Here is a 13815-nt window from a genome sequence, read left to right as displayed (position 1 = left end):
CTTAAGTATTAATCAACGGTATAAATTTCGGCACGTCTGGGCGTCTTAAATATAAGAATGTTGTGTATTTTTCACCTTGCCCCAAGAAACAAAGCATTAAAACAAACTACAAAGTACAGAACATAACAATTACAAAGCAATAACATTACAGAGATATAAACCAATAAAGATACAAAATGAATGATTTAATATTACTCAGTAGGTAAAATACACATCCTCTCTGCTCTATTTAGTTAAAGAACCATGATTGATTTAAATGTATTACCTCTCTACCTCACTGCTGTTATCGCTTTATTATTAATTCCAGGGCCAGATATGTTACTGATTGCCAGTTCAAGCCTCAGTTACGGTCGCAAGGTGGGTATTTTTGCAAGTTTAGGTAATGCTACATCGGGTATTTTATTAACTATTTTGGCAGCTTTAGGTGTCTCAGCCTTAATTGCCGTTAACCCTATAGCATTGCAAATTCTTCGCTTACTTGGTGGCGCTTATCTATTAAAGATGGGATGGGACTGCATGCGAACACAACCTGCCGATGCGCCGGAAGAGCTCACTAAAAGTAATAAAATGGCAGCAACGCTATACCGTCGTGCCGTGTTCACTAATTTACTTAACCCAAAAGCACTTATTTTCTTTGTTCTATTCTTGCCTCAATTTGTTTCGACTCACGTTGCTGCAACATCTGGCCAACAAATGTTAGTGCTTGGTTTGTTACTAAATGTATTAGGTTTACTGTTTAATTTATTCTTGGTCACCACTGTTGGCACGTTTGGTAAATCACTATTGAAAAGTGAAAAATTCCGTGCAAATCAGCATAAATTTATGGGTTTGATCTTCTTTGTTTTAGCCATTTGGCTATTAGCATCCCAACTTCCAACACCTGTAACACACTAATTCCCCCCCTGTTTAGTAGCGTTACCTATTTTAGTGACGCTATCATCATTTTAAAAGTATTTGTCTGTTAACTATCAATAATGAAAATACACCTCTCATTTATGTCTATCTAATAGTGAAATATAAAATCCCTCACCATTTTCACCTTGAATTTCACCCTAAATATCCTCATATATCTTAATAATAAGTGTTGCGTACACTCTTTGATTCACTTCTTATTAATTAATGCGCAGACATAATATGCCCCATAACAAATTTGGCGCATTAAGGATTATTATGATTATTCATGTTGGTATTATCGATCAGGACCCTGTCCGTTTGATCACCCCTTTACTAGATGAAGCCGTTCCGGCTACAAAAATGATATTTATTGGTACTGAGCTTCAGCGAGAACAGTATGACCGCCTAGCGTCTATTTTGACGCCACGTAACATAGATGTTGATTTTTTTGTGATCCCTGACAGCATTAATATCACGCTGATTAGAAGCGAGATTCATCAACTCGCAGAAGATATTAAAGCAACAGGCTGCGAAGTTTGGTTTAACGCAAGTTGTGGTTTACGTCACCGTCTTCTTTCTGCTTACGAAGTTTTCCGCTCTTATCACTGGCCAATTTATGTTATCGAACCTTACAGTGATGAAATGTGCTGGTTGTTCCCAGCTGACCGTGAGCAACAACAGGTTCAAGACCGGATCCAAATTACCGACTATTTAACTATTTTCGGTGCCCGTTGCGAGCTTTCTGATAATCCTATGCCTGAATCACTTAACGATCAGCTTTGGGAGTTAGGTCAACGCTGGGCAAGTTCTGCACTTGAATTAGGTCCAGGCCTCGCAACCTTGAATTACCTCGCGACCACGTGCCGTAAAGAACAAGTTCTTCATGTTGAGCTGAGTGATAAACAGCAAGGCTACAAAGAGCTCGGCACATTGCTATCAGACTTAGAAGAAACAGGTTTAGCAACGTACCATGACGGTGTTTTAACCTTTAAACACGAAGAAGCTCGCCGTTTTGCAAATGGGGAATGGTTAGAAAACCTTGTTCATAGCACCGTTCGCGCTATTCAAAATGAACTGCCTACAATTCAAGATCACTCATTAGGTGTGCAGGTTTACCGTAAAATTGGTGAGCGTGAGGTACGTAATGAATTGGATGTTGCAACTATCGTTAATAATAAGCTGCATATCATTGAATGTAAGACGAAAGGTATGCGTGATGATGGTGACGATACACTCTACAAACTAGAATCACTACGTGACTTATTAGGTGGCTTACAAGCACGTGCGATGCTTGTCAGTTTCCGTCCCCTGCGTCATCACGATTTAGTTCGAGCACAAGATTTAGGCCTCGCGATTATTGGCCCTGATCAGTTAGGTGACTTACGCATCCATCTGTACGAGTGGCTAAAAGGTGCGGGTGGTGAAGATCACTCTCATAACCCAGCCTAAAGCATAACGTTACTATTTAAAAAGACCTCAATTGAGGTCTTTTTTATTCTCTGTTTATAACACGGTTACGCCACACCATGCCCTTTAGACGCTTCTAACAAGCGATACCATTGTTCATGAGTTAATTGTAACTGCTCGGCAGCAACTGCCGTTTTCACTCGCTCAATTTTACCCGTGCCCAATAGCAAAGCAGGACGTGTAGGCAGACGCATTAACCAAGCATAAATCACCTGATCAATAGAATCAGCATTGAGCTCTTGCTTTAATACATTTAATGTTTCACGTACTCGATGAGCCTGTTCTGAAGTCCTGTTATAAATATCACCCCCAGCTAAGCAAGACCACGCCATTGGTCGTACTCTATGCTGCTGTAGCTGCGCTAATGTACCGTCTTCAATCGCATCAGTATGTAATGGATTAATTTCAATTTGATTAGTGATCAGTGGAAACTCTACCCGAGATTGCAACAATGAAAATTCATCTTTTGAGAAATTCGACACCCCAAAATGTTTTACTTTTCCCGTCTGATGCAGTTGCTCAAAAGCGCTATTGATCTCATCAGCATCCATTAATAGATCAGGACGGTGAATCAGCAATATATCCAGTTGCTCGATACCTAAACGCTGTAAAGACCCCTCGACTGAAGCAAGAATATGGCTTGCTCGGCTATCGTAATACGCCACTTGCGACGTACCGTTGACCTCTTTACCGCCAACGATGCCGCATTTAGAAATAATCGTTAATTCATCACGAATACTTGGCTGTAATTGTAATGCTTCACCAAATAAAGATTCACACGCTGAGGCGCCATAAACAGGCGCATGATCAACAGACGTTACACCAAGTGCTACATGTTGCTTGATAAATGATAATCGCTGCTGCGCCGTCATTCCCCACTCAGCCATTCGCCAGTAACCTTGAATAAAGTTAGAGAACAAAGCGTCATTAAGTGGTTGTTGGTTCTTCTCAGTCATCTTTACATCCATCTTGTATTTATCGTCAGCACAATTTGCGCTCACCGAACGTAACACAGGGATACAATGACTAAAGTGACAGGTTTCAAAGAATGAGAATAGTTCGACATGCAGTTAATAGAGAAAAAGCACTGATAACAGTGCTTTTTCATAACTATCTAACTCGCAAATTAATCCGTTAATTTACTTTTCACTTCAGGATCACTGAAGATTTCAACTAATTGCTCTCGGTAGGCTCGAAGTACATTATTCTGTGGTGACTCATCACTTTTTTCTTCAATTACATCACGCCCTGCAATTTGTTTTTCTAAGATCTGCCCATCATTTACTTCATAAATTTTAACTAACGTATCAGTATCAAAATTAAAAGCAGACACCCAGTTTAAATTAATACTGAAAAACCATTCATTAATGTTTAATTGCATTAGTTTATCTGCTTGATTATCAGCTAATAACACCATGATATCACTATCACTTGCACCCGAAGGAACCTTAACAGCTTCAACATTCCAACCCTGTTTTTGTAAGCCATGTAAAATTCGATGCTCAAGAAAATCTGCTAATGTTTTCTCTTTATCGCCTTCTTCAGTCGCTAAAACTTGAGATACATGCCAATCCACGGGAATCCCAAAAGTCGCATGAGCTACACCAACAAAATCTTCTGGCTTACCTTCTTTTACTCGCTCACGTTGGTCATTGACAGAAATTAATACTTTCTTCGTAACGTTATAGTTAGTATCTGGCGCTTGTTCATGTAAGGGAATAGGACTTACACAGCCAGTAATAAAGAACGTTACCAATAATAACAAAAAGTGCTTCATTTTAATCATGTCAACTTCCATCCTTAGATTTACAAGCAAAATAGAGCAAGCAAGTTAACATAGAGAAAAAAATATTTAAGTGATAATTATCATAACAGTAACAACTTTACTACGTCGTATTTTCAACTCAATTGATGATACCAACGGTAAGTACGTCGCAGTGTAAACATGGTTAACGCTAAATAATATGCCGCTAACACAATGGCAGGTAATGCATCACGATCGGACACACTGATGATGGAATACCCACAGTACACCACAATAATGGCAGGAATAATCAAGGCAGGTTTTACTGAAGAATAAAGATTAGTAGCCAGTAACACCACATGCGCTACCACCAAAATCAGTGGTAACGTAATCATTAAAAACCACAACATAATCAATCCCTTTCTTTAATCCGTAAGCATTACATCATAGCTCTGAACAAGATTTGCGCCAATACATTGTGGTTGGGGAATGTGTAAGTAAAAGCAATGAAGCTACACCACTGCCCCCCATAAATTATCTAATTTCGCTAATGGTTGATGACTCTGTGCCGATAATTCCACATAACTGTGTACCAGCTTAATTTTGTGCTCATTAAAGTCATGTCCCCAAATATTTGGATCTGATAAGTCAAAATGTTGGGGTATTACCTTTTTTAGTCCTGACTCGGGTTTGCGATCATTAAGCTCTAACTGAATAAGCGATTGTTGTGCCGCTTGTTGCGCTAATTTTTTATGGCCCAGTTTATCGAGTAAAGATATTGCATGGGCATGAGTAATACCATGAAGTTTATCGCCAGCGAAAAAATGCTCATCATTATTATGGTAAATATCTTGTGTACTTCGCTCAACAGCAATAACACAATGTTGCTGAATATCTATCTCACCTTTATTTAATAAACTGGATGGCTGATATTGACGATAATCAGCTAAACCGTAATAACGTCCCCAATTATCATCCATACAATTAACAATTAGCTTAGCGATATTCGAAACCATACGCTGAGTAACAACAACGTTATTATTAGCGACAGCATTTAAAAATAATGCACCATATATGATCCCATGACCTGAATGACATAATTGCTGCGCGTTAAGTGCTATAGCATTTACAACTTCACTATAATCGGTTGTTTCAGGGCTATTGGATAATGGATTCATTAAATGCTGATTATCATCGGTAAACTGCACTAACATTGCTTGTAAACTCTTTTTAGATACATTGTTGAGTGCTCCGCCATTAAGTAATGCATCACCTGCCAATAATGCCGCCCCCGTATGCCCTTGAAACCATGCGGTACTGTCAACTTCCACCACATTGGCTAACGCTAACATCCCTTTATCAATAAACTGTTCCATTGTTTTCTCCTTGCTTTAATTTCTGTAATTTCGTCACCAACGAGATTGATATAATGCAAGGATAAAACCTCAAGTTATATTGAGGTCAAACGAATATTTAATACTACCGAATCAATCCAGATAACACGATAAAAGCGAACGATTACAACAGACTACAAGGTTACCTGAAATAACAAGTAGTTAAACAATCTAAATACTGTTCTGAAATTCATTGCATTAACATTATCTTACAGAAACCTCCAACATCCCTTTAGAGAATAATGTATTGTCCACGAAACAATTTGGAGGATAAATGAAATTAAAATTTGCACCTGTATTATTTGGCTTATTTGCCAGTCTGTCTGCCCAGGCCTCAGAGCCACAAGCCTTTATTGGTGTCGGTATCAATGACGGTGTCAGTAGTATCAATAATCGTTGGGAATTTAATCCAAGTGTAAGGATCGGTGCTAACTTTAACGATTATCATAGACTATACAGCTACCTGGAATTTCAAAAGGATGCATACAATTTTGTCGCTTCTTATGATTACTTTATACCGCTAACTAATAGTAAGAATTGGCGTTTCTTTATTGGAGCCAGCTCAGGAATACAAATTGCAGAATCGAGCAAAGATGATCTTATTTTAGGCGCGCAAACAGGGATTAATTATCGAATCAATAAGAACTTTAATACTGAATTGGGGTACAGAGTTCATGATACAAGAAGTGTTTGGAAAGAGCGTAATATGTCGCAACTTGATACTGTTTATATTTCTCTAGACTTTGCCGTTTAATCTAAAAATAATTTACTGGTCATGTCATAACCCTTTTTATTTAAACCTTTTTATTCATGACCTTTTAGACAAATAAAAAGCCGCTCCTAAGAGCGGCTTTCTAATATAAACATTTAAGACTTAAATCTTATTCAGCCAGCATTTTACGTGCCGCTTCTACCACGATCTTAATTGATTTCGCTTCAGTTTCTTTTAGCGTTGCGTGATCAGGGATCTCTTTTTGTGTACGGTTAATAATAACACCTGCCACACAACCTGCACGTAAACCAGAACTTGCACACATGGTTAATAGCGTTGCTGATTCCATTTCAAAGTTAAGCACGCCCATTTCTTGCCACTCTTTCATTGAGCCTTGGAAACGACGAACTACGCGACCTGAGAATGTGTCGTAACGCTCTTGACCTGGGTAGAACGTATCACTTGATGCTGTTACACCCGTGTGTACTACAGCATGCTCATCATCACATGCTTGCTTCATTGCAGTTGCAACACCAAAATCAGCAACAGCTGGGAACTCCATTGGTGCGAAATGCAGACTTGCACCATCTAAACGTACTGAGCCTGTCGTTACAATCATATCGCCAGGGTTAATGTTAGGCTGAATTGCACCTGTAGTACCTACACGTAGGAAAGTTGTTACACCTAACTGTGCTAATTCTTCAACAGCAATAGAGGTTGATGGACCACCGATACCCGTTGAACACACAACCACTGATTTACCGTCTAATTTAGCGCGAAATACAGTGTACTCACGAGAGCTTGCTAAAAACTCAGGGTTATCCATTAAGTTTGCAATTTTCTCAACACGTGCTGGATCACCGGGAATAATCGCTAATTCTGCACCATTAAGATCAGCTTTATTAACACCTAAGTGGAAGACTTTATTATCAGACATAATGTTACCCTTTAATTTAAACAGCTCTGTTGTAGGTTCAGAGTGATTCTTATGAGTTATTACTATTTTAATCAATTTTTTGATAGAAAGAGTCAAACATACTGCAACATGCTCTATCAAAAACATGTGGTAACAATAACCAATGATTCAATTACTTTTAGTGAGCATGGTCACATCAATAAAAAGCAATTGAAAAATATGTTACATAAAAGTCTGATATTAATCACGCGAAAACGATATCTTATTGCCGGAATCACAAAAATTCGTTTTCTCGCGCATGTACTCTTTACTCTGTTTACCTGCCTTATAGCGAAAAAAAACGGCATGATAAACAATACATCATTGTTCGTATCATGCCGTTTAGACTAATCACTAATGCTCAGAGCGATTAGTTTTTACTTTTCGCTTTGCGGTTTAAAGCGTAATAAACGTAATGCATTCAGTGTTACTAACGCTGTTGCGCCACTGTCTGCAAGTACTGCAACCCAAAGCCCTGTAAAACCAAATAAGGTTGTAACAAGGAACACCGCTTTTAAACCTAATGCTAAGCTGATGTTTTGACGAATATTACTCAATGTCGCACGAGACAATTCAATCATCACTGGCAATTCTGAAACTCGGTTATGGGTAATTGCTGCATCGGCAGTTTCTAATGCTACATCTGTACCACCGCCCATCGCCACACCAATTGTTGCTGTTTTCATTGCTGGTGCATCGTTAATACCATCACCCACCATGGCAACAGAATGTAGCTCACTTAACTTGCGTACTTCTGTCACTTTATCTTCAGGTAATAGCCCTGCACGAAAATCAATATTAATTTCTTTAGCAATCGCAGCTGCTGCTCGTGGGTTATCACCCGTCAGCATCACTGAGTTCACGCCAATGCTTTTCAGCTTAGTGATCGCTTCTAAAGCATCACTGCGTAAATTATCACGCCATGCAACTAAACCCACCGCTTGCTGATTACGAACGGCAACCACCAGCGTTTTCCCTTCGCTTTCTAGATCTAACGCTTGCTGTTGCTGGTTATCCGTTAGCACAATGTGCTCTGGTAGGCGATCGGCAGCACATAACATAAAGTTATCGCCTTCGGTAACACCTTGAATACCGCGGCCAGCTAGTGCTTCACGATTTTCTGCTTCAACAACAGATAATGATTTTTCTCGAGCAAGGTTAACCACAGCCGTTGCTAGTGGGTGTAACGAACCGGATTCAACAGCGGCTGCTTGACGTAATAATTGTTCGGGATTGTTATCCCAGCTAATTAAATCCGTCACGACAGGTTTACCTTCCGTTAGCGTACCGGTTTTATCAAACGCGACAGTTTCAACATGACCAAGTTGTTCTAGTGCAGCACCACCTTTGATTAATGCACCGCGACGCGCTGCTGCCGCTAAACCTGAAGTGATCGCTGCTGGCGTTGAAATAACAAGTGCACAAGGACAAGCAATAAGTAATAACGCTAGACCTTTATAAATCCACTCATCCCATGACTGGCCAAAAACAAGCGGCGGTATAATGATAACAAGTGTTGCTAGTAGCATCATTGCCGGAGTGTACCAGCGGCTGAATTTATCAATAAAACGCTCGAGCGGTGCTTTACGTGATTCTGCATCTTCAATGAGATGAAGAATACGGTCGATCGCATTTTCACCTTGCGCAGACACAATCGTTAATCGAACCACTTTGTCTGATGCCATGCTACCAGCCATGACTTTCTGGCCCGGTGTTCTTTCAACAGGCACAGATTCCCCTGTTAGTGCGCTTTCATCAAAACTCGCAACCACATCTAAAACTTGACCGTCAGCAGGTAAACGCTCGCCGGGTACGACTTCAATCACATCACCGGGTTTTAACTCGCTTGCTGGAACTTTTTTCTTCTCGCCGTTTGGCAGCACAACATTGGCATCTTCAGGTACCAAGTCCATTAATGCTTTTACACCACTTCGTGCACGTGATGCGGCATACCCTTCTAATTGCTCACCAATTAAAAACAGTAAAATCACCATTGCCGCTTCTGCGGTTTCCCCTAAGTACAATGCACCAATAGCCGCAATACTCATTAGGGTTTCAATCGAGAATGGTGAACCTGATTTACCTAAGCTAATGGCTTTTTTCACAATCGGTACTAAGCCAACAATTGTGGTTAAAGTAAATGCCGCTAAACCCCATGAATGTGACACTTTATCAATTAAGAAAGAGGCAATCATCATTGCCGCAATCACAAGGACTTCTAAGTGTTCTTGAATAAATGATTTTTTTGGTAACGCTTCAGCCGCAGCAGCATTAGAAACTAAGGTAAAACCCGTTGCCTGTGCTTTATCTTCAATCTGTTTTTTTAATTTATTGTTATCAGCTTGCTGATTGGCTTGCATGTTGACGATGAGCTTTTCCGTCGCAAACATCACTTTTGCCGTTTCAACTTCAGCAAGACTTGAAATTGATTTTTCCAATTTAGCCGCGCAGCTTGGACAATCCATGCCAATCACTTTCCAGCTAAATGTTTGACCATGAGCCGATTGTGCTAAAGACGCTTCAATCGCTTGATCTTGTTCTTTTGATGAGGTTGACGTTGAACAACAACTTTTTACTGAAGATGAATGACTTGAATCGTCATGTCCTGAATGCTGGTGCTCTGACTCTACGTGCGCGTGTTGAGAAGCGATTTCAGTGTCTGATGGACCAATAGAAGATACTGTAAAGGTTGATGGTTTTTTATTTGGATAGATGGCATCTATTGCTGATAGTTTTGCAGCGTTAAGTGCTGTGTCACTTTTAGATGAGCAGCAGGAAGCAGGGCCGTCGGTATCAGATTCACCACACCCTTCGGTGTGTTTTTGCACACTCTCAGAAGGGGTTGATGAACAGCATGTCGCTGACTCACAAGATTCAACTGTCACTGTGGCTTTGGTTACTGCCGTTGGTTTTGCAGCATGAACATGCATTTTTTTATTATTACATTGAGCACACATAATCATTCTCCTTGAGTGCTTTGATTATCTGTAACTAATATAAACCTTGGAGTAATGTCTAAGGTCAATAAAAAAAGCCAAACTTTTATCGTTTGGCTTTGGCAATCAATTTCTACTACGCATAGCATACCTAACGTAATCGACGTAGTACCGTTGTGTTGTCTAACACCTCACCCCAGGCTTGGTAATCGAACCCCATATCGAAAATGTATTCCGTAAGCAATGTTCTAACGCAATTAACCAACGAGTCTGCATCCCACGGCTTGTCAAAGTAACTTTCAATACGTGCTTGGTTAATCGCGGCAATAGTATCTTGATGAGTTGCTTGCCCTGTCAGTAATACTTTTTTAGTTTTGATGAAACGGCTATCGTGGGTCACATCAGTCAGTAGCTCTACGCCATTTTTACCCGGCATGATATGATCTGAAATAACGACACCAATATAATGCCCTTCAGCATCTAACTCATCCATCAAAACTAAGGCTTCATCACCAGAATCACACTCTTCTATCATAAAAGCCGATTGTAATGGTGACAGATCTTTTAATACCGCATTTAACACTTCTGGTTGATCATCAACACAGATAACGACTATTTTTTCCATAACTCATCCCTTAGAGTGTCGGTAACTTGATCCTAAACGTGGTGCGTTCTTCATCACTTTTAACCACGACCGTACCGTCATAACTTTGTATGATCCGTTGTACAATTGATAAGCCCAAACCTAAGCCAAACGATAATCCCCCTTTTTTGGTCGTAAAATTAGGTTGAAATATTTTTCGTCGTGTCGGCTCATCAATCATCGGCCCATTATTAGTAATAGTGACTAAGATTTTTTGCTTTACATGTCGAGTCACAATTTCAATTTTCGGTGATGCTGTATTCTCCATAGCATCACAGGCATTTTTAATCAGATTAATCCATACCTGCACTAACTCTGTTGAACTCGCATTAATCGGTGGCAAGACTGCGGGGCGCAATACCATTTCAACAGGGCGTAGATTGCTCTGTAGTAAAGCTAGCGATTTGTGTAAGGTTTCATTGATATCAACATCGTTTTGCCGCACATGATCGCTGCCCCCTAATTGCTTTACCGATTTGACGATGCTGGCAGAATGTTTGGCAGCTAAGCGCATATCGCGTAAATCACGCCCATAGTCCCAATAGCGTAATGCTTCATCTAATTGAGTGAACCATTGCTTAGGAACATCACCTTGCGGAATAGCTTTCGCTAATGTTTTGGCTTGCTCACGAGTCAAATTATGTTGCTTGATTAACACCTTTGCCCGTTCTCGTACCTGTTGCGATCCCGTGGTTTGCCCAACGTTAATTCCTTGGAGCATAAATTCAAGCATCTCGGGTTTGCTTGTTGAAATAGAATCAATAATATTGGTTTGAAGATTTTCTGTTTTGCTACTGAGAACGCCTATCGCATTATTCAGTTCATGGGCAATACCCGCCGCAAGTTGTCCAAGAGTTGTCATCTGTTCAGTGGCATAAAGCTTTTGCAGTGCTTTTTCTTTTTCAAGCGCTTCCATACCAGTAAGCATTTGTCGACGAGCAAGTTCATGAACCATGACAGGCATAAACTGCTCAGTCATAGAGCCATATGTTTCTGGATCTTCCACTGGGGTTAGCAAATCAATCCAAGCAATTTCACTGTCTTTTTCTGCGACCACCGTCGTTGATGCCATTAATGTCTGCGCAAAAAAACTATGCACGCCAAAGAACATGCCTTCTTTGACGACAAACACTTTTGCACTTAAGCCATTCTCTTTATTTTTAAGATACCCAGACAATTCACCACTTTTTACCCAGTAAAGTTTGTCGTTATAGTCATTCTGGCGCAGCACATGCGTACCTGATGTAACAGACATCGTACGCTCAGAATCGCGAAAATACGTATCAATAATCCGCTTTAAGGCTTTTGGTTGAACCATGACCGTGTCCTTGTCTATCGGCAATAGCATTATTGCTTAAATGTGGTCAATCACATGCAATAACCCAATCATAACAAAGCTAAGTACAACACCGACTACACCAATAATCCCCCCCACTTTTGCCATTTGATTACTTTCAACATGCCCCGTTGCATGAGCTAATGCGTTGGGCGGCGTACTAATTGGTAGCGACATCCCTAGCGATGCAGCAAACGTCACCACAAGAATCAATGTGACCTCACCACCAAGTGGTACCAATGACGACATGGACATACCCAGTGCAGCCATAATAGGCATCAGTAAATTCGCAGTTGCGGTATGAGACATAAAATTCGCCATCACTAAACATAACATCGCCGCGCCCACCAGCACCAAGTACGGCGAGAAGCTATCAAACGGAATGCTATTGACCACCAGTTGAGCCAGCCCCGTTTTATCAAGTGCTAAACCCAGCGCAATACCGCCAGAGACTAACCACAGCACATCCCAAGAAATCTTTTTCAAATCTTCTTTATTGATAATGCCGGTTAACGAGAAAATAGCGACAGGAATAAGTGCCACAGTATACGAGTTCATACCATGTACTGATCCCATTAACCAAAGTACTATCGTTAATGCAAAAGTGATGTAAACCGTGATTGCTTTTGGTGTTTTAAGAAACTTACCTTGGATCGTTAATTCAATTTGGTCCTGTTTTGCTGGATAAATTGCATTAATTAAAAACCATGAAAAAACCAACAAAACCGCAACAAATGGCACGCCAAAAAACATCCACTCACCAAAAGTGATCATGTTATCTTCTGATAGATATTTAAGTGCAATCGCATTCGGCGGTGTACCGATTGGGGTACCAATGCCACCAATATTGGCAGCAACAGGTACACATAATGCAAACGCAATTTTACCCGGATCTTTCGCTCCAAAAAGTGCAATGACTGGCGCTAATATAGAAAGCATCATCGCTGTCGTGGCGGTATTTGACATGAACATTGAGAAAGTGGCAGTGATTAGCATTAAACCAAACATCACATATTTAGGTTGATGTCCAAACGGCTTAAGTAATACTCGCGCTAAGTTTACATCTAAACGGTATTTAGTTGCCGCCATTGCAAGGAAGAAGCCCCCCAAAAACAACATGATGATTGGGCTAGCAAAGGTAGCCATAATGGCGTTGTAATCCAGTAACTCACCAAAGTGTGGCTGACCATGATCAATACGAAACAGATATAGTCCTTTATTTGAAAGCAATAACAGCTCTAAAACAATGATCACAACAGAGGTAGCATAAATGGGGATAGGTTCGAGCACCCAACACAGTGCTGCTAATAGAAAGATAGCAATAACCCGTTGCTGAATCACAGTTAACCCTTCAATGGGAAACGCAGAAGCCGGTAATAATAAAATAATTAAAGGCAGTAAAATCGGTATGATGTAACGAAGACTTTGACGCATATAGCATTATTCCCTTAACAATAACTACGCCATCACCTTTTTTATTCCGAATATAAAAGATGAAGTTGAGTGTCTTAATCAAGATGCTATTCTTTGTAACTTTGCGAGATAAAGATTGAACATCTCGATATAACACCCTGATTAGATGTAAGGTTATTTTGTAATGCTAATCGGTTAATTTCACAGCGTTAGATCAATAAAGCGATAAAATTAAAGTTTTCTTACAGAAAATTCAACGGCTAAATGCGACGTATTATAGCCCCAATCAAACAAGACAATGCGTAAACTATGCCCTGAATC

General features: G+C 40.2%; 12 protein-coding genes. 3 read left to right on the top strand and 9 right to left on the bottom strand.

Translation table 11 applies throughout. The features are described from left to right. The first annotated feature begins 243 nt into the window (after nt 1–243). Both C9J40_RS04720 and C9J40_RS04715 read left to right on the top strand, forming a co-directional pair. Complete coding sequence (locus tag C9J40_RS04720; RefSeq protein ID WP_107206228.1) at nt 244–894, top strand: LysE family translocator; 651 nt, start codon at nt 244–246, stop codon at nt 892–894. Between the two features lie 276 nt (nt 895–1170). Further along, nucleotides 1171–2343: a Card1-like endonuclease domain-containing protein gene (locus tag C9J40_RS04715; RefSeq protein ID WP_107206227.1), complete on the top strand. Its 1173-nt coding sequence runs from the start codon at nt 1171–1173 to the stop codon at nt 2341–2343. 65 nt (nt 2344–2408) lie between these two features. On the opposite strand, the gene C9J40_RS04710 is transcribed toward C9J40_RS04715, so the two are convergent. The 4 genes from C9J40_RS04710 to C9J40_RS04695 form a co-directional block, all read right to left on the bottom strand. Beyond that, a complete protein-coding gene (locus C9J40_RS04710; protein WP_107206226.1) occupies nt 2409–3317 on the bottom strand; it encodes an aldo/keto reductase family oxidoreductase in 909 nt (302 codons plus the stop codon). Between the two features lie 170 nt (nt 3318–3487). Continuing rightward, on the bottom strand, nt 3488–4147 hold the full coding sequence (locus C9J40_RS04705) for a hypothetical protein (protein WP_107206225.1): 660 nt from the start codon (nt 4145–4147) through the stop codon (nt 3488–3490). A 113-nt stretch (nt 4148–4260) separates the two neighbouring features. Continuing rightward, the gene (locus C9J40_RS04700; protein ID WP_107206224.1) at nt 4261–4515 is read right to left on the bottom strand and encodes a hypothetical protein; all 255 of its coding nucleotides are present in this window, start codon (nt 4513–4515) and stop codon (nt 4261–4263) included. A gap of 102 nt (nt 4516–4617) precedes the next feature. Next, the gene (locus C9J40_RS04695) at nt 4618–5481 is read right to left on the bottom strand and encodes a hypothetical protein (RefSeq protein WP_107206223.1); all 864 of its coding nucleotides are present in this window, start codon (nt 5479–5481) and stop codon (nt 4618–4620) included. Between the two features lie 292 nt (nt 5482–5773). On the opposite strand from C9J40_RS04695, the gene C9J40_RS04690 reads away from it, so the two are divergent. After that, on the top strand, nt 5774–6253 hold the full coding sequence (locus C9J40_RS04690; protein WP_107206222.1) for a hypothetical protein: 480 nt from the start codon (nt 5774–5776) through the stop codon (nt 6251–6253). 127 nt (nt 6254–6380) lie between these two features. On the opposite strand, the gene udp is transcribed toward C9J40_RS04690, so the two are convergent. From udp to C9J40_RS04665, 5 genes are all read right to left on the bottom strand, one after another. Next, a complete protein-coding gene (udp, locus tag C9J40_RS04685) occupies nt 6381–7148 on the bottom strand; it encodes a uridine phosphorylase (RefSeq protein ID WP_005368660.1) in 768 nt (255 codons plus the stop codon). Nucleotides 7149–7543: 395 nt separating this feature from the next. Further along, nucleotides 7544–10123: a zinc/cadmium/mercury/lead-transporting ATPase gene (locus C9J40_RS04680; protein WP_107245944.1), complete on the bottom strand. Its 2580-nt coding sequence runs from the start codon at nt 10121–10123 to the stop codon at nt 7544–7546. A 130-nt stretch (nt 10124–10253) separates the two neighbouring features. Continuing rightward, nucleotides 10254–10727: a response regulator gene (locus C9J40_RS04675; protein WP_107206220.1), complete on the bottom strand. Its 474-nt coding sequence runs from the start codon at nt 10725–10727 to the stop codon at nt 10254–10256. 10 nt (nt 10728–10737) lie between these two features. Continuing rightward, nucleotides 10738–12063, bottom strand: coding sequence for an ATP-binding protein (locus C9J40_RS04670; protein ID WP_107245942.1), 1326 nt, complete (start codon nt 12061–12063; stop codon nt 10738–10740). Nucleotides 12064–12099: 36 nt separating this feature from the next. Then, nucleotides 12100–13515, bottom strand: coding sequence for a DASS family sodium-coupled anion symporter (locus C9J40_RS04665; RefSeq protein ID WP_107245941.1), 1416 nt, complete (start codon nt 13513–13515; stop codon nt 12100–12102). Nucleotides 13516–13815 lie beyond the last annotated feature (300 nt).

Source organism: Photobacterium sp. GB-72, assembly GCF_003026095.1.
GTDB lineage: Bacteria > Pseudomonadota > Gammaproteobacteria > Enterobacterales > Vibrionaceae > Photobacterium.
Note: the sequence above shows the minus strand (reverse complement) of the source record. Positions and strands in the feature narration are given on the sequence as shown.